Raw genomic sequence first — 22,501 nt, 5'->3', positions numbered from 1 at the left:
GACTTCTGAAAGCGACACCCCCTATAATGGAAGAAGTGGTTTGAAGACCGGTGCGGTTATTATCCAAGGGGGAGGGAGACAGGTGGAAGCACGGATAGACAAGATTAAGCAACAGTTACAATCCCAAGGATACAAGCTTACACCCCAACGGGAAGCGACCTTAAGAGTGCTGCTGGAGAATGAGGAAGATCATCTTAGCGCGGAAGACGTATTTATGCTCGTGAAGGAGAAAGCTCCCGAGATCGGTCTTGCGACTGTGTATCGTACCCTCGAACTTCTCAGTGAGCTACATGTCGTAGAAAAGATCAATTTCGGCGACGGTGTAGCCCGGTATGATTTGCGAACAGATACTGCGAAGCATCATCATCATCACTTAATTTGTGTGCAATGCGGCAGTATGGATGAGATTCGCGAGGATTGGCTCGGTCCGCTGGAAGAGCGACTGGAGAAAGAGTTTAATTTCACAGTGCTTGATCATAGACTTGATTTCCATGGGATTTGCTACCGCTGTACTGATAAGAACAATACAGACGGAAATCCATCCTAAAGTTATCTTATATTAAGAATTAACTTCACAAGTCCTCCCCGGTTTTATACCGGAGGGGGCTTTTTAAATGATTAGTCTATTAGAGCCATACATATCAGCCTTTTTTGGAGCATAAAATGAAGGACGAGCAGAATTCATTTATATGTAATAGGAGGCGTCCTTATGATTGTTTCTGTGCCCAAAACAGTGCGTAAGCTGTATTTTATGATCATGTTTGTGGCTCTAAGCTATTTACTCTACTATGCTATGAGCTGGCTAGGGGAATGGCTCAGTCCGATAGAGAACTATGGAATTCCTGAAGGCACCGCTGTTCGGGCATTTGATCACGCCGAGGTTGGTGATGATGGTCTGGATGCACGGCAGCGCTTGCGTTTCTATTACTGGTTCGGAGAATGAAAGCTCCACAGGAAGCAGGAACAAGCGAGAAGAATGTCGAAGAAAGCTAGGGTGGATTTATGCAGAGTAAGAGTTGTGTACACATCTGCTGAAGCCTCATGCTGAATGTGCTGCAGGAAGACACTAAGAGTAGCTGCGCCAGGACAGGAGCGTGAAATAATGAAGTCACACTTGCAGCCTTTTTTACATTATTTGTCCGGAGATAAAGGCTTGTCCCCGAATACACTGGAATCTTACGGTAGGGATGTATCGCAGTTTCTAGAGTTTGCTGAAGAGCGGGGGGTTGAACAGCCTGAAGAATTCCGAAGATCTCATGTGATGTTATATCTTAGCTCCTTACGCGGAGCGGGAAGAGCCACTGCAACGCTCAACAGAAACGCGGTGTCCCTGCGGGCCTTTTTTCATTATTTGCTGAAGGAACGTTTAATTGAGCAGGATCCAACACTGGACATGGAAACCATGAAGCCCGATAAGAAGCCACCTATGGTGCTTGCGGTTTCGGAGGTTGAGCGGCTGTTGGCTGCTCCAGATGTGAGTACAGCACAAGGGATGCGCGATAAGGCTATGCTGGAATTGCTCTACGCAACGGGAATAAAGGTTTCTGAATTAATTTCTCTTAACGTAGACGATGTGCATACGGACATGAAGTTTGCGCGCTGTACAGGGACTTCAGGCAAGGAACGAGTGGTACCCATTGGAACCATTGCTGCGGAGAGTGTAGCAGCTTACACTTCTATTATGCGGGACAAGCTGCTTCGTGATCATCAGGAGGAGCCGGCCATGTTCCTGAATAGCCTGGGTGGGCGATTAACCCGCCAGGGGTTCTGGAAAATCATAAAAAAATACGCACGGGAAGCAAACATTGAGCAGGATATTACACCGCATACGCTAAGGCATTCCTTCGCCGCCCATTTACTGGAAGGTGGAGCGGATTTGCGTTCCGTACAACAAATGCTGGGTCATGCTGATATTTCAACGACTCAGATTTATAACGGTATCGCCCGTAAGAATATGAAGGAAGTATATGAGAGGCATCATCCCAGAGCTCGCTGATCTTGCTTCAAAGATGCTTTTTGTGAGTAAGATAGTTATGATGGAATCATACTTATAGGATAGACTGGGGAATGGGTAATTTTCCACAGGTTATCCTTTGGCAGAAACGGATACCTGACAGGCGATACATTGTATCGCTAGCTACGGAAGCGTCTGACTTCCGGGAGAAGGTACAGCCGTTTCTTCTTGTTGGTGCAAACGAATGAACGAACGATCTATATTAAAAAAGGAGTGAAGACAATATGTCCTCATTTAAACGAATTGGTTTTATTGTTTTGGATAGTGTAGGTATCGGAGAAGCTCCAGATGCTGCGAATTTTGGTGATGCAGGGTCACATACGCTTGGCCATATTTTGAACCGTGTTCCCGGATTAAAACTGCCTAACCTTCAGCAGTTAGGATTAGCTAATATTGCTCCGCTGCCGCCGCTTGAACCTGTAGCTTCACCAACTGGATATTATGGCAAGATGCAGGAAGTATCTGTAGGTAAGGATACGATGACCGGGCACTGGGAGCTGATGGGGCTGAAAATAGAGGTTCCATTTAATACGTATCCGGACGGATTTCCGGCAGAATTGATTGAAAAATTCGAAGCAGCAACTGGCCGGAAAGTGATCGGTAATAAACCGGCTTCCGGTACGGAAATTCTAGTTGAATATGGCGAAGAGCAGATGAAGACCGGAGCTTGGATTGTGTACACCTCTGCGGACAGTGTATTCCAGCTTGCGGCACATGAAGATATCATTCCACTGGAAGAGCTATACAGCGCGTGTAAAATCGCCCGTGAGCTAACTATGGCTCCTGAATTCTCCGTAGGGCGCGTTATTGCTCGTCCTTATGTTGGCGAACCAGGAAAGTTCGTACGGACCTCAAATCGCCATGATTATGCCGTGAAACCACCGGAACCAACGGTAATGAATTCGCTGGCTGATATCGGAAAAGATGTTATCGCGGTAGGAAAGATCAACGATATTTTCACAGGTGAAGGGGTTACAGCTTCTTATCCTACGAAGAGCAATGAACATGGTATCGAAGTTACCATACAGCAGCTTCGCCAACCGTTCAATGGCTTGCTGTTCACGAATCTGGTGGATTTTGACTCTTTATATGGCCACCGTCGCGATCCGGAAGGATACGGCCATGCACTGGAAGTATTCGATCAGGCGCTGCCTGAAATTCTATCCACGCTTGGTGAAGATGACCTGTTGATTATTTCTGCAGATCATGGGAATGATCCAATCCATAGTGGAACAGATCATACTCGTGAATATGTGCCGCTGCTTATTTACAGCCCACGCCTTAAGCATCCAGATAGCTTAGGTATTCGTGAGACCTTCTCGGATGTTGCCGCAACCATTGCTGATAACTTCGGTGCGAAGGCGCCGCAGTATGGGACAAGCTTTTTAGCGAAACTGCAATAAAAGGATGTGGGTTGCGCCACAACATTCATTAAGGAGGATCATCCATAGCATGTTAACTCAAAAAGAAATTCAAGAAGCAGCTATTTATATAAAAGACCAATGTCCGGTGGCTCCGGAAATTGGATTGATCCTTGGTTCAGGACTCGGTGTGCTGGCAGACCTGATCACCGATGGAATCAGCATTCCATATGATGAAATTCCTCACTTCCCTGTGTCCACTGTAGAGGGGCATGAGGGAGAACTGCTGATCGGTATGATTGAAGGACGCCGTGTCGTGATGATGAAGGGCCGCTTTCATATGTATGAAGGTTATGGACCGGAGGTTACGGCATTCCCTGTACGGGTTATGAAAGAACTTGGTATAGCCAGCCTACTTGTAACTAATGCTGCTGGTGGAGTGAACACAGATTTCACGCCGGGCGATCTTATGCTCCTTACGGATCATCTTAATATGACGGGACGGAACCCGTTAATAGGACCTAATGATCCTGCACTGGGCGTGCGCTTCCCGGATATGTCAACCGCTTATAGTCGCCGCTTGATAAAGGTAGCGAAGGAAACGGCAGCGCAGCAGAATTTCGAATTCAAAGAAGGCGTATATGCAGGTCTGCTGGGACCTTGCTATGAAACACCTGCTGAAATCGTAATGCTTCGTCATCTAGGGGCTGACGCTGTGGGCATGTCTACTGTGTCGGAAACCATTGTTGCCCGGCATGCAGGTATCGAGGTATTAGGTATCTCCTGTATTACTAACATGGCTGCAGGAATCCTGGATCAACCTCTCAACCATGAAGAGGTTATGGAAACTGCAGATCGTGTGCGTGAGCGTTTCCTGAAGCTGGTGTTGGGCTTTATTCCGAAAATGTAATTTCGGGTACTGCATTTTGAATTTTTGGGAGGTCCAATCTATGACACAAGTGAATGAGCTTGAGCCATTGACGTTTGAACAGATAATGAAGGTAACTAATTTGACTAGACCAAAATTTATCGGACTTGCTCGCGCAATTGTCCGTGAAGTGCAGGTGTAATATGAGAGCTGTCGATATTATTCAGAAAAAAAGAGATGGTGGAGAGCTGAGTCGTGAGGAAATTTCTTTTTTAATTCAAGGCTACAGTAAAGGTGAAGTGCCTGATTATCAGCTCTCTGCATGGGCAATGGCTGTTTATTTTCAAGGCATGAACGCGCGGGAGACCGGCGATTTAACGATGGAAATGGCGATGTCCGGCGATCAAGTAGATCTTAGCCCAATCGCAGGTATTAAGGTCGATAAACACTCCACAGGCGGAGTGGGTGATAAAACAACTGTAGTACTGGCACCCTTGGTAGCTTCTTCTGGAGTACCGGTAGCGAAGATGTCCGGCCGCGGACTTGGGCACACTGGAGGCACGCTCGATAAGCTGGAGTCCATCAGTGGTTTCTCTATCGAGATGGCTCGAGAGCGTTTCTTTGACCAAGTAGGGGAGATCGGGGCTGCCGTGATCGGCCAGTCGGGCAACATTACACCCGCAGACAAAAAGCTGTATGCCCTTCGGGATGTAACAGCAACAGTTGAATCCATCCCCCTTATTGCAAGCTCTGTGATGAGCAAGAAGATTGCAGCAGGTGCGGATGCGATCGTGCTGGATGTCAAAACAGGCAGCGGTGCTTTTATGAAGACTCTGGATGATTCTATAGCACTCGCTCAGGCGATGGTTGACATTGGAACGCATCTGGGTCGGAATACCGTTGCGATTATCAGTGATATGGACCAGCCGCTTGGTTACGGGATCGGAAATGCGTTGGAAATTAAGGAAGGAATCGAGACCTTGAAGGGTCACGGTCCGAAGGATCTGCAGGAGGTCTGTCTTATTCTGGGCAGCCAGATGCTTGTTCTTGGCGGCAAAGCCAAGGATGAAGCGGAGGCACGTTCGATTCTTATGACGCATATTGAAGATGGCAGTGCGCTAGAGAAGTTCAAACAAATCGTGAAGGCACAAGGTGGAGATGTATCGCAAATTGATTCTCCGGAGAAGCTCCCTACTGCTAAGCGATTCATTGAAGTGAAAGCAAAAACCAAAGGATTCATAGAAGGGATTCAGGCCGAGGAAATTGGCGTTGCGGCTATGCTGCTTGGAGCTGGACGTGAAACTAAGGAATCCGTAATCGATCTGGCCGTGGGGATTCAACTTTCCAAAAAGGTTGGAGATGCTGTAGAGATCGGCGAGACGCTTGCAGTCTTGCATATCAATGATGCCAGTGAGAAGAAAGTAGAGGAAGCTGAAGGTAAGGTGTTAGAAGCCTACCGTATCACTTCTGAACCTGTTCCTGCCCAACCTTTGGTATTTGCACTTGTTACTAAAGATGGGGTAACACGGTACTAGTCAAGGCAACATAAACATTGTCATGGCTATGGCCGTAAACAGACAACAAAGCAGCGATCCTCCTATATCGGGAAGGTCGCTGCTTTGCGTTTTGCTTAAATGGTGCAATATTTATAACTGATTATTGATCTTATTGAAAATTTGCGAAGCCGCGCTGCTTGTATTACATAATACGACTACAGTCTCGCCACTAGCTGGATAGATAGCCGACCGGAAGGAAACACCGGGATCATAGCCCATAATGTGAAATTTGAACACTTTTTCTTCGCGGAGAGTAATCCATACACCATAACCATAATAGCCTTCGCCATCCACATGTACATGGGGAGTAAGCAATAATGAAGTGAGTACTGGACTCAATAATGTATGGTTCATTAATCCGCTCCAGAATAGCTGCATGTCGGGGGCAGTGACGAAAGCTCCACCGTCAGCGCCTCCTTTTACCGGGATTGAGTAGATGTTGGTTCTCCAGTTTCCGTTCTCTTCCTCTATGTATCCTAGTGCACAGTTGGCAGGTAAGGCATCTAACGTAAAGTAACCGGATTGCTCCATTCCGCAAGGCTTAAAGATGTGATGCTCTACATAATCGGAAAAAGTCATTCCACTCAGTTCCTCCACCAGAAGGCCTAGCACGATATAGCCGGCATTGTTGTAGTGGAAACGTTCGCCAGGGGTCCACATCATGGGAAGGGTTCGGAACATCGGCACAAAATCCTCAAGCTGCCGCAAGGTGTACATAGGCTGTGCCTTCCACAGGTCCTCGAAATCATTCATAATTGTTTCATCAAAATAATCCGGAATACCAGAGCTATGCGTTAGCAGCTGATGAATGGTGATGTCGGGACTAAAGAGAGGAAAATCTGCTTTTTTAAGATAATCTATTAGTCTACTCTCAAAAGAAATCAATCCCTGATCGACCAGCTGGCAGACAGCGATCGCGGTGAATATTTTACACCCGGAAGCAATGCCGAACCGGGTATGAATATTGTTTTCGCGCTTATCCGACTTATTGGCATAACCGTAACAACTGCTGATGACTTCTTTATCAGGTTGTTGTACCCGCACTACACCAGAGAAATTGTTTTGTTTAGCTTCTGCTTCAATATAATCTGCAAGGTGGTTCATCTGTATATTCACTCCTCTATAAGCAGTTAAGTTCTTAAATACCATTCGTTAAAATCTTCCATTTTCCTTTAAAGTGGATCAAATGAATACGAAAAAATTGGAAATACTTAAAATTTGAAATAATTTTTGATCTCCCCTATAATAAAAATGCTCTGCAACTGCTGCTGGGCTTTTTTTAATTGACAACAACATTACTTCTTGGGATAAATTATTATAGTTATTTACTTAGAAATGGAATAATTTCCACCCTTTCTGACGAAACTGGAACACAGTACCTGTGATATGAAGGTTAACGTTCAGGAGGGGAACCATTGTGAGAAAAATGCGTTTTGCTGTGCTTGTGCTCTGTATCGTTGTGTCGGTTCTAGGACCGGTGTCAGGTGCTTACGCTGAGGAAAAAAGCAAGGATTCTGGCAGTAATGCTGCCGCTGTAGATCTTGCGCCTGGTGCGCGTTCTGCGATTTTGATGGATGCAGGCACCGGCACTATTATTTATGAAAAGAACAGCCATGATAAGCTGCCTCCCGCAAGTATTACGAAGATTATGACGATGCTGCTTACGGTGGAAGCACTGGATGAAGGAAGGCTGCAACTGACGGATAAGGTGCGCACGAGTGAATATGCTGCATCGATGGGCGGATCGCAAATTTTTCTGGAGCCTGGTGAAGAAATGTCGGTGGATGAGATGCTCAAAGGCATCGCTATGGCCTCCGGTAATGATGCATCTGTGGCGATGGCAGAGAAAATAGCGGGTTCGGAGAGCGCTTTTGTCGATCTGATGAATAAAAGAGCGGAAGAGCTGGGTCTGAAAGATACCCACTTTGCCAATTGCAACGGTCTTCCAGCTGCTAATCACTATTCTTCAGCCTACGATATTGCAGTAATTAGCCGGGAGCTTTTAAAGCATGATAGAATTATCAAATATACCGGTTCCTATCAGGATTATCTGCGTAAGGATTCCACCAAACCATTCTGGTTGGTAAACACGAACAAGCTTGTACGTTTCTATACAGGCGCTGATGGACTGAAAACAGGGTATACCGCTGAAGCAAAATTCTGCTTATCCGCTACGGCTGCAAGAGACGGTCTGCGTGCTGTTGCTGTTGTGCTGGGTGAGCCGAACACGAAGACACGTAACAGTGAAGTGTCGGGCATGTTTGACTATCTCTTTTCGCAATATAAGATCCACACTATTCACAAAGAAGGGGACGCTATCGGTACCCTTAAGATTGAGAAGGGTGTGAAGTCCGAGCTGCCGATTACGGCGAAAGAGACGTATAGTGTTCTTTTGAAAAAAGGTGTGACGCAAGAAGGCATTCGTCACGAACTAGTACTTCCAGAAAGCGTGAAGGCACCAGTGGCTGAAGGCCAGTCCATAGGCAAGCTGGTTGTCTACCAAGGAACCCAAGTGATTAAAGAGTATGAACTTAAAGCAGGGGAAGCTGTGGCAAAAGCAGGCTGGTGGAAGCTTTTTAAACGTATAACAGGCTCGATGTTCGGCATGGATTAAAAAGAGCTTTTTTGTAGATTGCGCCCATGTGCTTTGTAGATTCATAGGGGTTTTCTTCTAGTTTTGTCGTGAGGCAGGATTCCTGATTTGCCACGTAGAAACCTTGTCCTTGAAGAGAATGGGTACTGTCTCTTAAGGCCAAGTTTTCAAAGCAACGAAGAGGAGAGTGGCAAGCATGAATTCTAATGTGGAAATGGAGCATCACAGGGGTGTGCTGATTGTCCGTTTATCTGGGGAACTCGATCATCATGCCGCCGATTTTGTAAGAATGGATATGGATGAAGCGATTATGCGGGGTCAGGTATCGCATTTGATCCTTAGTCTTAAGCATCTGCAGTTTATGGACAGTTCGGGTCTCGGCGTTATTCTGGGAAGGTATAAACTGATCCATAGTAAAGGCGGCAAAATGGTGGTGTGTGATGCAACGGCACCTGTGAAGCGACTTCTGGAAATGTCAGGCCTGTTCAAGATCATGCCCCTATATGACGACGAGAGCACTGCACTCTCGGATTTGGAGGTTGCGTTATGACAAATGGTAAGGCTGGTAACTTCATGAACGTGCAGTTCGCTGCACTCTCGGAGAACGAATCATTCGCACGTGTAGTTGTAGCGGCGTTCGTTTCTAGGCTTGATCCTACAATGGACGAGCTGAATGATCTGAAGACAGTCGTGTCGGAGGCGGTCACCAATTGTATTATTCATGGGTATGATAGTGATCCGGAAGGTATTGTGACTATTTCAGCTTCGCTGGACAACGAAACGGTACATTTAACCATTGAGGATCAGGGACGGGGCATTGAGGATTTGGAGCTGGCACAACAGCCGCTATATACCTCAAAGCCAGAGCTGGAGCGGTCGGGCATGGGCTTTACCATTATGGAGAATTTCATGGATGAATTTGAAGTCACTAGTGAACCGGGACACGGCACTTCGATCTCAATGAAGAAAACCATCGTTTCGAAAAAAGCTTTATACAATTAGGGGTTGGAGCCATGGATGCAGAGTCAAAAAAAGCTCCGCCGACCTATTTGGACGATGCGGAGGTCAAACGTCTTATCGCGCTCAGTCAGGCCGGAGATAATCTTGCCCGAGACACACTAGTTAGCTGCAATATCCGGTTGGTCTGGTCGGTAGTGCAGCGGTTTATGAACCGCGGGTATGAACCTGACGATTTGTTCCAGATCGGTTGCATCGGGCTCTTGAAGTCCGTTGATAAGTTCGACCTCAGCTATGAGGTCAAATTCTCCACTTATGCCGTGCCGATGATCATTGGCGAGATTCAGCGTTTCCTTCGCGACGATGGAACCTTGAAAGTTAGCCGTTCGCTTAAGGAGATGGCTAATAAGGTCCGCAAGATGAAGGACGAAATGTCTAAGACGCTCGACCGTCTGCCTACCATCGGTGAAGTTGCTGAGGCACTGGGAGTTACCCCTGAAGAAGTGGTATTTGCTCAGGAAGCTAACAAGCCACCGACCTCGATTCATGAGACGGTGTTCGAGAATGATGGCGACCCGATCACACTGATTGATCAAATCGCTGATGAATCACAGGAACGCTGGTTTGATAAGCTGGCACTGAATGAGGCTATCGGAGGTCTCAGTGAGCGTGAACGGCTGATTGTTTATCTTCGATATTACCGTGACCAAACGCAGTCAGAGGTTGCCAGTCGCCTTGGGATTTCTCAAGTACAGGTATCCCGGCTGGAGAAGAAAATATTGCAGAATATCCGCGAGCAGATTGCTCAGTAGATAATGGCTAAAATGTAAAGACGCTTGTGAAATAGCGAATAGGAAGAAAAAGCCGCCCCGAAAAGGGGGGGCTTTTTATGTGGAGGGAATCTCAATATGCATTCACTTGGTGACAAGGATATGACCTCATGGTCTATTGACATGGAAGCGAATTTGCTGACAATGTCGAATGTTTTGGAGAAATGGGTGGACTGTTCAGATCATGCTTTACCGCATAACCCCAATTTTTTACGTGAATATGTGTACAGTGAGGATCTTGAACGGTTTGATGCGTATATAGATAAATTATACTCTGGTCACCTATGTAATCTTGAGTATCGTATGCAGTTACCTGCAAAAGCGCTGAAGTGGGTTCAAAGTATAGGCACGCCCGTTTTTAATCAAGAGCATAAGGTTTGTCGAATAGATGGCGTCATTATAGATATCACGGAACAAAAAAATGCTCAAGCCCAGTTAGAGAGTAGCTTTTCTCTATATCAGCAGATGTTTGCTACGATCGATGTGGCGATTTGGTCATACGACTACGTATCACGGAAAATATTATTCATATCGGATGCCGTTTTCAATATCACGGGATATTCACCAGAACAGGCGAAGGAAGATGACTTTTGGCTAAGAATTGCTCCTAAAGAAGAGCAGCCTTTAATTCAAGAGATTATAACTACAGTGGGGCAAGGAATAAGCAATCTCAGTGAATATCGGATCATCCATGCCAGCGGTGAACTCCGATGGGTCCAAGTCAGGATCATTCCCAGTATGGATGAGACAGGGGCAGTGGTACGGCTCAATGGGATCTTAATCGATCATACGGAAAAAAAGCAGATGCAAGAGGTTCTATTAAAAAGCGAGCAGCGGTATAAATCCCTGTTTGAACATAACCCAGATATCGTGTGTGAATTGGATCTGCAGGGCAGCATTGTCGCTATCAATCCAGCGGCAGAGCAAATTACTGGAGAAGCTTTTAATAGATTCGGAGAAAACTTATCCATTGTGAATTTATTTGGAGCAGAGAATTCGCATATGATGTCTGATTATTTTGAGAAAACGGTTGGCGGAGTTCTGCAGCATTACACGGTTACTTCTGTCCGCGAGAATGGATTAGTTAACCATTGGTCGATGAAAAACATCCCTGTACATGAAAACAATCAAATTGTGGGTACCTTTGTTATCGCAAGAGATATCACTGCATCTGTGGAGGTAGAAAAGCGGCTGGCTCAGCGGGAGGCGGAGTACAGGCTTATTACAGAGAATATGGAGGATATGATTGGGGTTCTGGATCAGCAAGGGAACTTCATTATTGCTTCGTCCTCTTGTGAGAAAATTATTGGTCTTCCTGTAGGTTCAATAAAGAACACAACCATTTTGGAGTATATACATCCTGATGAACAAGAAGTGTTGCGGGAACAGATCTTGGATATTTTTCGGACAAAAGTATGTAAGATGTTTTACAATCGGTTTATTCACATCAAAGGTCACATTATAGATCTGGAATGCTTGGGTACACCTGTTCTTGGTGAGGATGGAGAAGTAGTTAGTATTGTGATTGTAGCGAGAGACATTACAAAAAGGGTCCAGATGGAGAGTGAACTTAGAGAAAGCGAGGAACTCAATCGGCTGCTTATTGATATGTCACCTGAAGCGGTAGTACTCCATAGTGAATATAAATTCCTTTATGTGAATTTTTCCTGTTTAGGATTGTTTGGAGTTTGCAGTGAGGATCAATTGATTGGCACCTCTATTTTTAATTGGGCCCACCCGGACTATATAACGCTGGCTAGAGATCGGATGCGTGAAATCTATTATGGACCCAATCGGATATTAGCTCCTATTGAACAAAAGGTCGTGCGGTCAGATGGATCTATTATCGATGTAGAAGTAACAGCTAGCTCAATTCTATATAAGGGTAAGGTTGCATGTATCTCTATCTTTAGGGATATCAGTGATCGGAAAAAAATTGAGGTGGAAAGACAGCTCACAGAGCAGATCATTCGGAACAGCGAGGAAAGGTATTTCAACTTACAGATGAGTCTTGATCAATTCTCGCAAGATTTGTTTGGTGCGATGAAGATCAGTCACATGGAACAACGATTACTGAAAGAAGTTAGAGAGGTCTTACGGGTTACCAATATTTGTATGGTTGAAGTTGAAGATAACCATGATAAAATATGCGAGATTATTGAGACCGAGCGGGGCTATTCACTTAAGATCGGAGAGTTCCGAAGAAAAAGCTATATTCTATCCATTAATGAGAAGTCTATTTTATTAGAAATAAGTTCTGTTCGAGTGTGGCTGAAGACGATTACCCGTTATGTTAGTGTGTTATTTGATAATTTTTTGCTCATAGAAGATCTAACTAAGGACCTTGAATTAGCGGCTTCCGAGCAAGCTCCGACATGGTTGCTGCGCTTTATGTTTAATTTATCCGAGAATGAACGCAAACGTCTTGCTCAAGATTTACATGATTCAGCACTTCAAGAACAGATCATCTGGTATCGTAAGCTTGATAATTTTTTAAGTGATAAATCCGTTACAGGGGAACTAAAGGAACAGCTAGAACAGATCACAGAAGGTTTACTCGATGTTATCTATGAACTGCGGATTATCTGCAATGAGCTTAGGCCACCAGCATTAATCAATGAGGGACTTGCTTCCTCACTTGAGACGTTGTTTGAATTTGCTCAGCTGCGGAACGACTATCAGATTTATTTTGAGTCAACAGCTTTCAAGCATAAGTTAAAAGACGAGATTCTAATAGGTCTGTACCGTATTGTGCAGGAACTTTTGGCTAACGCAGCTAAACATTCTTGTGCCACAGAAGTACGTATCTCCTTAGCTAGCGAAGGGCAACAGGTGCTTTTGGATTATGAAGATAACGGAATTGGAATGAGCCTTTTAGGAGAGGATTCTCTTAAGAGCATGGGGATTTATGGGATGAAAGAAAGGGTTCGCAGTATGGATGGGACCATACGATTTCTTTCGCCAGAGAATAAGGGATTAGCTGTCTTTATATCCATACCTGCAGATTAATCATGGGGCATAATAAGGGGATAGGGGTGTATTAGGCATGATTCAAATTTTGTTAGTGGACGACCATCCCTCTGTCATGGAAGGGACTAAGATGATACTGGAACAAGAGGGAGATATAAAGGTTACGCTGGCCAATTCAGCTCATGAGGCACTTAATTTGGTGGGTAGTCATACGTTTGACGTGATGTTGTTTGATCTTCATATCGCTGATGGGAATGGGATTGATTTGGCGAAGGAAGTCTTAAAAATAAACGCAGACGCGATTATCTTAATCTACACCGGATACGAAATTACTAACAAATTCAACTTGATGATCGAATCGGGTTTGTTTGGGTTTATTTCAAAAACGACCAATAGAGAGCAGCTGGTTGCAGCAGTGCGTTGTGCTTTAAGGGGAGATGTCATTTTGCCTCATACCCTAGTTAAACAGTTAAGAAAAGTATCACCCAAAGGAATGGAGATTAATATTGACCAAGCAAACCCGAAGATAAGCAAAAAAGAGCATGAAATGCTGACAGAGATTGCAAAAGGAAAAAGCAACAAGGAAATAGCAGAGATTGTACTTATGAGTCAACGATCGCTGGAATATAGTTTAACGAGTCTGTTCCAAAAGCTAAATGTGAAATCAAGAATTGAAGCGGCAATAAAAGCTAAACGACTGGGCATATTGAAGGAGTCCGATTTCAACAATTCACTATGAAAATTCGTAACAAACAAATAGATCAAAATCCCGTTCACGGTTCTGTGAGGCGGGATTTTTTGGTCTGCGCTTTTTTTGCGGGATGACGCAATATTTTTGCGTGGTCGCGCTATTTTTTTTCGGTTACCTTAATCTGCTTACCGTTTATGATGAAATAGTTCCTAAGAATTACTAAAAAATGACTAACGCCAATGAGGGGCTGAGGAAAATGAAGTGGTTTTATAATTTAAGAACAGCAGTGAAGTTAATCTCCGCATTTCTGTTAGTATCCGCAATATTGTGCTTTGTAGGATTCTATGGAATTACGAATTTGAGTAAGATGGACCGCTCTATCGTGGACATGTACGAAAATCGCTTAACACCTATAGCTTATCTGGGAGAAGCGAATGAACTATTTTTAACAAATAGAATCAATATCCGTGATATAAACACGATGGCTAAAACAGCGGCAGAAAAGAAAGAATACGAAGATAAAATACATAAAAACGTTCAAAGTATTGAAGAGATCATGGGTAAATATAGCAAGACTGCGTTGAGAGCTGAAGAATTAGCCATAATGAAGGATTATCCTGAGATCTGGAAACGGTATATCACAAGCCTGGATGAGGCGATTGAATTGAATAAAACAAATATTAGTAATGAGAAATATACAAATTTTTTGCTTGTAAGTGATTTGCAAACAGCTACAACAGAGCTGACTGACTTTCTGCAAAATTTAATAGACATCAATATGAAGCAGGCTCAAGGTTCGATTGTTAATGCCAATGACCTTTATCAGTCCTCTCGTTTGATTACGTTTAGCGTTACTATTGTTGCGCTGCTCATCAGTATTGGTCTGGGTCTTTTAATATCGCAGATCATAGCACGGCCTCTAAATCAAGTAATGCGCCTGCTAGGTAAAGTGGCCAATGGTGATTTAAGCGAAACGTCGAACCTGGAATCTAAGGACGAGATTGGAATGTTAGCTTATTCTGTTAATGAAATGGTTCTGAACCTAAGACGCACTGTGAGCGGCATTTCGTCTTCTGCGGAAAGTGTCTCAGCTGCTGCACAGCAAATCTCAGCAAGTACAGAGGAAGTAGCTAGTGGAAGTATGAGTCAAGCTAGTGCTGCACAAACAATGAATGAGTTGTTCAGAGAATTATCTGCGGCGATTAATTCAGTAGCCCAGAGTGCTGAACAGGCCTCTGAGCTTTCAGATCAAACGATGCGTATCGCTCAAGATGGAGGGATCGTGGTTAAGAACTCCGTACAAGGAATGGCAGTACTGGATACACAAATGTCTAGACTTGCGGAAGACTCCGATAAGATTGGTGAGATTATCGCGGTGATTGAAGATATTGCCCAACAGACCAATCTGCTTGCCCTAAACGCAGCGATAGAAGCGGCCCGCGCAGGTGAACAAGGTCGGGGTTTTGCCGTTGTTGCGAATGAAGTAAGAAAGTTAGCTGAGCGGAGCAGTGGGGCTACGAAACAAATCACGGGCATTATCAAAGAAATGCAGAAGAATACGCAGCATAGTGTAAATGCCGTAGTAGAAGGAGTAGCTTTTTCACAAAAAAATGGAGAAGCCTTCGAACATATCCTTACGATGGTGAATGATACCGCTCATAAAGTAACGGAAATTGCGGCTGCCAGTGAAGAACAGGCTGCACAATCGTCTGAGGTGATGTTCTCGATTGAGAGCATATCCGCCGCAACTGAAGAAATGGCGGCAAGCAGCAGTGAAACGGCAACGACAGCCAATGCTTTGGCTCAGCTAGCAGAAGAGTTAAATAGTCTGGTATCTATTTTTAAAGTTAAATAAACAGTGTCAGGGGTATTATCATTGATAGGAGAGGAGAAGTAGTGCAAAAAATAAAGGTGCTCGTTGTAGCTGCTTCAGTAACCATGCGTAAACAGATCTCGAACCTAATTTCGGAGGATTCAACCCTCGAGGTCATTGGAGTAGCTCGAAATGCATCCGAAGCGATCAGCATGGTTCAAAAACTCAGGCCCGATGTCGTGGCTATAGATATAGAAATGCCGGAATTGAACGGTTTGGTAGCACTCACAAGCATCATGTCTCAGCGGCCAACACCTATACTTATCCTGAGCTCCGCTACAAAGGATGGAATAACAGCAACCATTACTGCTCTACAAAATGGTGCAGTGGATTTCATATCCAAGCCGGCTCAATCTTATGGACCTGGTCTATACAGCATAAAAGATGAGTTATTGTTCAAAATTAAGAAAGCCGCTGAAATCCCTTTAAGAACTCTTATTCTTAACAATATAAACATCTCCAAAGTGAAAGCTCGACAAGAGAAGCAAAACAACGTTAAGAGTGGATGTACAGAAGTTATTGAGCAGATCGTGGGAATTGGATGCGGAGTAGGGGGGCCGAAGGCATTAGAAATTTTAATTTCCTCGCTCCCGGCGAGCTTCCCGTATCCAATGCTGGTTGTTCAACATATGCCGCCCAAGTACACAAAAGCATTGGCGGAACGACTGAATCGGTTCTCAAGTGTACGGGTGGTGGAAGCCAAGGACAAGCAATCGGTGCTCGGGGGAACCGTCTATATCGCTCCAGGTAATTCTCATATGACCATTACTCAGGAGGGGCAGGATCTCAGAATAAAACTTATGAAAAAGCCTGCAGTGAATGGACACTGTCCTTCGGTCGATGTCCTGTTTGATTCTATATCTGCACTCACTGGTCTACAGCAGCATTTAATCCTAATGACCGGAATGGGAAATGATGGCGCTAAAGGGATGCTGGCTGCCAAACACGCTGGCGCCCAATCAACGCTAGTAGAATCGCAAGAAACTTCTATTGAAAGTGAAATGCCTGAAGCAGCTGCGAAGCTGGATTGTGTGGATTACGAGCTGCCCTCGCATTTGTTAGCCTCGAAGATTATGGAGGTTACGGGGGAGCTGAGATACCGGAGGGACGCATTTCCATCGGTTTGAACGGTCTTATTTTACTTCTGAAAAAGCGTTGGCAGGATAAAATCCGCCAATGCTTTTTTGTATTTCAGGTTGACACTTTCAAGTGATAACAATTATCATTTACGGAGCTAGAGTAGAGATTATGTAACTCATCGTATACAAGGAGCGAAGAAGGAGAGGTTTGCGATGACTTTAAATATATTGAATATGGAAATTCATGATCTTTTTGATCAATTTACAGAACGGATAGAGGGGCATGTTGAACATAACCAATGGGAACAACGGCTTACTATTCCTTCACATATTGGTAAGGGAACTGTCACCCGTACACGGATTCGTCCAGGTATGGAGATTATGTATACGGACATAACTTACGAACAAGATATGAAGCTCTACATTCAAGAAGCTTGTCCGTTGTTTGAACTAAGCTATAATCTAAGCGGAGAAATTTATTGCGAATGGAACGGCAAGGAAAGTTACACGGATAAACAAATGGGCAATGTCCTTTTTCTAGAGGATGTTCAGGTGTATGAAGAGAAAAAAGCAGGTGTCCCCAATCAATTGCTGGAAATACGGTTAGCTCCTAGTGAACTGCTGAATTACGCCGGAGATTTATCGGAGACACAGCAAATGGAAACCTGGCTTAGACATCATCGTGGAAATATTGATCGTTATCCAGATACTGCGGCAATTCGAAAATGTGTCTCCGAAATGATCCACTGTACCTATCATGGAACATTGAGACGTTTATATATGGAGAGCAAAGCCCTAGAATTTATTGCTTTGTTTGGTGAGTCTGATGGTTACGGTTCTATTAGTCAGAGTATGACGCTGCGGCACGATGATATTACCAATCTGAAGCGGGTACATGAATTGGTGCAAATCCATTTCGAACAACCGTTATCTATACGTGAGTTGGCTAAGCGGGTAGGTATCAACGAATTCAAGCTGAAAAAAGGCTTCCGCGAATTATTTGGCATGACAATCTTCGAGCTTGTACGTATAAAAAGGATGGAGAAAGCGCTCTGGTATATGGAGGTTGAAGGTTTGAATATAGGGAAAACAGCTGTTTCGGTTGGATATAGCAATGTCAGCAATTTCACGACGACCTTTCGTAAGCATTATGGCTGCAATCCAAGCGAATACTTAAAACGTATCGAACAACAGAGTTTGGAACGAAACAGGCTGTGGGAAGATTTGTAATTGCAGAAAGTTTAAAGCTTCAAGTGGTAGAACATAAAGTTCGAAATCGAACCTTATATTCTGCATGCTTGAGGTTTTTTTGTGTTTGCTCCCTTATCAAGGAGGGAACCTCCCTTAACAGGTAGAGAAAAAGACCACTCTAAATGATAATAATTTCATAGATTGCAGATATAAAGGTGGTCATACAATGGAACAGCTAGTAGATTCACGCCGGTGGTATGCGCTGGGGGTTATTTTACTGCCAACATTACTTATTTCATTAAATACTTATATGATTCAAGTTGCGCTTCCATCTATGCAAGATAGCTTGAACGCAAGCTTTTCGGAAGCACAGCTTTTCGTTACCGGATTTTCGTTAGGATTAGCTGTGGCGTTAATTATTAGCGGAAAGCTTGGGGATATATACGGCAGAAAACGAATGTTGGTGATCGGGGTGGGCGGGTTTACGGTCATGGCAGTGTTAGGCGGATTGACCTCAGATCCGGCACTTCTAATTGTTATTCGGATTGTGCAGGGATTGGCTGCGGCGCTTATTCAACCTCAGGTTCTATCTACGCTGCAGGTCAGCTTTCTGCCAAAGGAGAAAGGTCTTGTTTTCGGCATTTACGGCGCTATGATTGGTTTTGGATTTGCATTCGGATTCATCCTCGGAGGCACTATTGTGAATTGGAATCCGTTCGATCTCGGTTGGCGGACAGTATTTTTTTTCAATGTGCCATTTGGACTTCTCGTCCTGCTGTTAATGCCGATTGTACCTGAAACACGGGCTGAGCAGGCGCATAGTATTGATTGGACTGGAAGCTTCCTTCTGCTGATCGGTTTGTTCCTGCTGATCTATCCGTTGTCAGAGGGACAAAAACAAGGGTGGCCGTTGTGGATTTTTGGCTGTCTAATGTTAGCTCTTTTCGTGTTAGTTACTTTTATCTGGGTTGAAAAGCGAAAGGGAAAGCAAGGGGCGTTACCGTTAATCGACCTGTCTATTTTCAGAGATCGAACATTTAGCGCAGGTCTGGCAACCGTTCTTGTCCTTTATCTAAGTATGTTCTCTTTCTTTTTTATTTTGAGCTATTATATGCAATTTGGTTTGCACTATAGTGTTCAAGATACAAGTATGGTTTTTTTGCCTATAGGGATAGGCTTTTTTCTAACTTCCCTAATCTCGTCTAGAATGGTCAAAAGATGGGGGATGAGTGTACTTAAGATAGGAGCGCTGATGATGGGGAGCTGTAGCCTGCTGCTTATGTTAGAGCTAAATGTGGACGTTACGCAGCTGCTGGACCCTCGTAATATCCTACTATTATTGATATATGGTTTCGGTCTCGGAATGGCTACTACGCCCCTAGTTAACGTCACGCTTAGTTCAGTACCCACAAAGATCGCGGGTACGGGTTCAGGCTTGATCACGACCTTTATGTATTTTGCGAATTCGTTAGGAGTGGCGTTAATCGGTATTTTATTCTCCGCTTCGCTAAAGCATTCTCTTTTGGAAGCAGATCTGGCGGATTATGTAAGGGCGTTTTCCTTCTCATTAGCAGCAATCGGAGGACTTGCTTTTACTGGTTTTCTTTGCCTTTGTTTTTTGCGGGAGCGGAAATTATAGAGGAGGTATCCTGCTTTTTTTGCGCTGTGAGCAATCTAACAAACGAACGCCCTTCTTAGCTTTATAGTAATACCGAGTGATTGAATTCCATTTAATGTAACTCACTCCAAACCTATCAATGAGAAGGTGCCAGGATGTCCATACTGCAAGTAGAGAATCTCTCGAAAGAATATAAAGGCAAAGGCAAAACGAATCGGTTTCGAGCGTTGAACGGGATTAGTCTTAGTGTGGATAGCGGCGAGTTTGTGGCGATTATGGGACCCTCGGGGAGCGGGAAAACGACACTTTTAAATATACTAAGCGGAATCGACACGGATTATAGTGGGGTTGTAAGAATTGCAGAGACTAGTATAAATGAGATGTCCAAGAACGAGCTTGCGCTTTTTCGTCGGCAGCGTATGGGATTCGTTTTTCAGGATTACAATCTGCTGGATAGTCTGACCCTACGGGAAAATATCATGGTGCCCATGGTGCTGGATGATCAAGAGGTAGAGGATATCAATGCCAAGACAGATGAGACGTTATCGCTATTTGATCTGGATGAGGTGAAGGACAAATATCCTTATATGGTTTCAGGGGGGCAACAGCAGCGGGCGGCGATCAGCAGGGCGATTATTAATCATCCAGATGTGATTTTTGCGGACGAGCCGACGGGGAATTTGGATTCCAAATCCTCGAGTACAGTGATGGCAACCTTTGCCAAGCTCAACGCTCTAAAAGGAGCAACGATAGTGATGGTCACACATGATCCTTTTGCGGCCAGCTATTGTAATCGCGTGCTTTTTATCAAAGATGGGAAGGCTCTACTAGAGATTGCTAGAGAGAATAAAGAGCGCAGAGCATTTTTTGATCTGATTCTGGAGAACCTGGCCTTTATTGGAGGGGGAGAAGATGACCTTTAGGAGAATGGCATTTCAGATATTTAAGGCGGATCTTAGAAGATATTTGTTATTTTTCCTATGCAGCAGCTTTACGGTCATGATCTTTTTTACATTTTATTCGCTGTACAGTAATCCTGATTTTAATGACCCTTATCAAGTGAATGGGATGGTGTCGGGTAATTTATATGCTCCTTTTTTGGTGATAAGAGTGTTTGCTGTTCTGTTTATTGTATATGCGCAAATGGCCTTTTTGAAATTTAGAAAAAGCGACTTCGGGCTATTAATGGTACTTGGAATGACAAGCCACAATATCCGCAAAATCATTTTGTTCGAGAATAGCATGATCGCTTTAGCCTCGATTCTCACTGGTCTAGGTGCAGGGACAGTTTTCTCCGGTATTTTTTTCTTTATGGTTTCGCTGTTTGTAAATATTGGGGACAGTGCTTTTATTCTGACGCCGGATAGTTATCTGTATACCATTAAATTCTTCGCGGTGATTTACATAGTTGTGATTGCAATCAATTTGCTATTAACTTTGCGATACAGCATTTTACATCTTTTAAAAGAGTCCAGAACCGCAGAACGCAACCTGATTCATGGGAAAATCACCGGGGTCATCGGAGTTTTGTTCTTGGGAATCTCCGTTTATAATATGCTCACTCATTACAACCCTTCCGATGCTCGCATGATGTTAATAAATCTGGGAATTAGTATGCTGGGCGTTTATTTGCTGCTGTCAGGACTTGGGGACTGGATGAAACTTTTTATATCGCGATCAAGCAGAGCATATCACAAGCACCTGCTGTTTAGTTCCAATTTGATCTATACCCTTGGTCGCTCCAAAATAGTACTTTCTCTTATCACCTTCCTCGTCTTCATCACGATTTCTCTAAGCGGGATTATTTTTTATTTGACCTGGAATGCTGAGGAAATTCCGGTTGCAAGCAATCCATATGATATTGCCTATTCAGAAGTATTCGGAAAAAATAGCATCTCACCAAAATTACTAAGCGAGATCACGGATCATGGCGCTACGCCACTGCTTTCACACCAAAAGCTGGAGTATATCGACTTGTTTAATTTTAAAATATTTCTGGACCAGAATATAAATGCATTAATCGGCTCTGATTATCATGTGGAGAAAGATCACTTTCTAAATCTGGCCACAGTTGCACAAGGAGAAGAGTGGAAGAATCAAAGACCGGAAATGCCCACATTTGACCTGACGCTTGTTTCCGGGAAGCATACGCTGTATTCACAAGGTATCCTATTTCACATGGTATTTAACCCTGTGCCGAATCTAATGAATGGTCTTCATGTCATTGTAAACGAAAAGGATTATATGGCGCTGAAAGCGGAAAATAAAAAAGCGATCGGTAACCTTCAGCTTCTGAATTTTAAGGATTGGAAAAAAACTGCGGATATAGATGCTAAGTTAAATGCCGCTTTAGCCAAATATAACAAAGACAATACAGAGTCCTGGTATGGCAATGAGCGGCAAGAGGCTCTTGTATTCTCTACGAAGTCTAGAATAAGTGACTATCTACAGTTACAGGAGTCTGGCCGATTTGGAATCTTCGTAATTTCATTTGTTGGTTTAATATTTTTCGGCGCCTCCGGGATAGTGCTGCATTTCAGTATTCAGACCGATTTAGAGCGTGAGAGGATCAAATTCAGGAAGCTGAACAAGATTGGAATTACTACTAAGGAGGTGGCTCGCATTATAGGCGGCCCTTTAAAAGTGCTGTTTTTTCTCCCGTATGCATTAGGTATTGCATTGTCTTCTTTTTATGTTGTCAGTTCTTCCAGGGTTGAAATGTCTACAGCTCTGGAGCCGATGTGGTTTTGTTTGTTGGTAGGCGGAGCATATCTTTTATTTCAAGTCCTTTTTTATCGTATATACACCAAAATATACACTCGCAATATGCTGGCACATATTCAGCTACTCGATATTCCCTATAATAGAACAAAATGAGATTTCAATTTAATCCCAAATAT

19 protein-coding genes are annotated in these 22,501 nt (G+C 43.9%); 18 read left to right on the top strand and 1 reads right to left on the bottom strand.

The window, feature by feature from the left end; genetic code table 11:
• Positions 1 to 82 precede the first annotated feature (82 nt).
• From fur to MKZ09_RS23860, 6 genes are all read left to right on the top strand, one after another.
• Positions 83 to 547, top strand: coding sequence for a ferric iron uptake transcriptional regulator (gene fur, locus MKZ09_RS23885; protein ID WP_036676051.1), 465 nt, complete (start codon positions 83 to 85; stop codon positions 545 to 547).
• A gap of 162 nt (positions 548 to 709) precedes the next feature.
• Complete coding sequence (locus MKZ09_RS23880) at positions 710 to 943, top strand: DUF4227 family protein (protein WP_036676052.1); 234 nt, start codon at positions 710 to 712, stop codon at positions 941 to 943.
• A 159-nt stretch (positions 944 to 1,102) separates the two neighbouring features.
• A complete protein-coding gene (gene xerD / locus MKZ09_RS23875) occupies positions 1,103 to 1,996 on the top strand; it encodes a site-specific tyrosine recombinase XerD (RefSeq protein ID WP_076204159.1) in 894 nt (297 codons plus the stop codon).
• Positions 1,997 to 2,238: 242 nt separating this feature from the next.
• Entirely contained in the window at positions 2,239 to 3,417 is a 1,179-nt protein-coding gene (gene deoB, locus MKZ09_RS23870; RefSeq protein ID WP_076134750.1) for a phosphopentomutase, read from the top strand.
• A 49-nt stretch (positions 3,418 to 3,466) separates the two neighbouring features.
• Positions 3,467 to 4,285 (top strand): purine-nucleoside phosphorylase, encoded by an 819-nt coding sequence (locus MKZ09_RS23865; protein ID WP_076134749.1) that lies wholly within the window; start codon positions 3,467 to 3,469, stop codon positions 4,283 to 4,285.
• 161 nt (positions 4,286 to 4,446) lie between these two features.
• Positions 4,447 to 5,778 (top strand): pyrimidine-nucleoside phosphorylase, encoded by a 1,332-nt coding sequence (locus MKZ09_RS23860; protein ID WP_076204163.1) that lies wholly within the window; start codon positions 4,447 to 4,449, stop codon positions 5,776 to 5,778.
• A gap of 111 nt (positions 5,779 to 5,889) precedes the next feature.
• Here the strand turns inward: MKZ09_RS23860 and MKZ09_RS23855 are convergent, their stop codons facing one another.
• A complete protein-coding gene (locus tag MKZ09_RS23855) occupies positions 5,890 to 6,903 on the bottom strand; it encodes a serine hydrolase domain-containing protein (protein ID WP_076204166.1) in 1,014 nt (337 codons plus the stop codon).
• A gap of 313 nt (positions 6,904 to 7,216) precedes the next feature.
• Between MKZ09_RS23855 and MKZ09_RS23850 the strand changes: the two genes are divergently transcribed.
• The 12 genes from MKZ09_RS23850 (at position 7,217) to MKZ09_RS23795 (ending at position 22,478) form a co-directional block, all read left to right on the top strand.
• Positions 7,217 to 8,413: a D-alanyl-D-alanine carboxypeptidase family protein gene (locus MKZ09_RS23850; protein ID WP_370511171.1), complete on the top strand. Its 1,197-nt coding sequence runs from the start codon at positions 7,217 to 7,219 to the stop codon at positions 8,411 to 8,413.
• A gap of 175 nt (positions 8,414 to 8,588) precedes the next feature.
• The gene (spoIIAA, locus tag MKZ09_RS23845; RefSeq protein WP_036676057.1) at positions 8,589 to 8,942 is read left to right on the top strand and encodes an anti-sigma F factor antagonist; all 354 of its coding nucleotides are present in this window, start codon (positions 8,589 to 8,591) and stop codon (positions 8,940 to 8,942) included.
• The gene (gene spoIIAB / locus MKZ09_RS23840) at positions 8,939 to 9,394 is read left to right on the top strand and encodes an anti-sigma F factor (protein WP_036676058.1); all 456 of its coding nucleotides are present in this window, start codon (positions 8,939 to 8,941) and stop codon (positions 9,392 to 9,394) included. The genes spoIIAA and spoIIAB overlap by 4 nt, the downstream gene beginning before the upstream one ends.
• Before the next feature lie 11 nt (positions 9,395 to 9,405).
• Positions 9,406 to 10,161, top strand: coding sequence for an RNA polymerase sporulation sigma factor SigF (gene sigF, locus MKZ09_RS23835; RefSeq protein ID WP_036676059.1), 756 nt, complete (start codon positions 9,406 to 9,408; stop codon positions 10,159 to 10,161).
• Positions 10,162 to 10,257: 96 nt separating this feature from the next.
• Complete coding sequence (locus MKZ09_RS23830) at positions 10,258 to 13,188, top strand: sensor histidine kinase (protein WP_076204169.1); 2,931 nt, start codon at positions 10,258 to 10,260, stop codon at positions 13,186 to 13,188.
• A gap of 37 nt (positions 13,189 to 13,225) precedes the next feature.
• Positions 13,226 to 13,888, top strand: a complete 663-nt coding sequence (locus MKZ09_RS23825; RefSeq protein WP_076134746.1) for a response regulator transcription factor — start codon at positions 13,226 to 13,228, stop codon at positions 13,886 to 13,888.
• Between the two features lie 208 nt (positions 13,889 to 14,096).
• Positions 14,097 to 15,695: a methyl-accepting chemotaxis protein gene (locus MKZ09_RS23820; protein ID WP_076134745.1), complete on the top strand. Its 1,599-nt coding sequence runs from the start codon at positions 14,097 to 14,099 to the stop codon at positions 15,693 to 15,695.
• Between the two features lie 41 nt (positions 15,696 to 15,736).
• A complete protein-coding gene (cheB, locus tag MKZ09_RS23815; protein ID WP_076204173.1) occupies positions 15,737 to 16,840 on the top strand; it encodes a chemotaxis-specific protein-glutamate methyltransferase CheB in 1,104 nt (367 codons plus the stop codon).
• A gap of 165 nt (positions 16,841 to 17,005) precedes the next feature.
• Positions 17,006 to 18,022, top strand: a complete 1,017-nt coding sequence (locus MKZ09_RS23810; RefSeq protein ID WP_076134743.1) for a helix-turn-helix transcriptional regulator — start codon at positions 17,006 to 17,008, stop codon at positions 18,020 to 18,022.
• Between the two features lie 187 nt (positions 18,023 to 18,209).
• On the top strand, positions 18,210 to 19,622 hold the full coding sequence (locus MKZ09_RS23805; protein ID WP_076204176.1) for an MFS transporter: 1,413 nt from the start codon (positions 18,210 to 18,212) through the stop codon (positions 19,620 to 19,622).
• 134 nt (positions 19,623 to 19,756) lie between these two features.
• On the top strand, positions 19,757 to 20,524 hold the full coding sequence (locus MKZ09_RS23800) for an ABC transporter ATP-binding protein (RefSeq protein WP_076134741.1): 768 nt from the start codon (positions 19,757 to 19,759) through the stop codon (positions 20,522 to 20,524).
• A complete protein-coding gene (locus tag MKZ09_RS23795; RefSeq protein ID WP_076204178.1) occupies positions 20,514 to 22,478 on the top strand; it encodes an FtsX-like permease family protein in 1,965 nt (654 codons plus the stop codon). The genes MKZ09_RS23800 and MKZ09_RS23795 overlap by 11 nt, the downstream gene beginning before the upstream one ends.
• The last annotated feature ends 23 nt before the right edge of the window (positions 22,479 to 22,501 follow it).

The sequence above is a fragment of the Paenibacillus sp. FSL R5-0908 genome, from assembly GCF_038006245.1.
Classification (GTDB): Bacteria; Bacillota; Bacilli; order Paenibacillales; family Paenibacillaceae; genus Paenibacillus_AQ; species Paenibacillus_AQ odorifer.
Note: the sequence above shows the minus strand (reverse complement) of the source record. Positions and strands in the feature narration are given on the sequence as shown.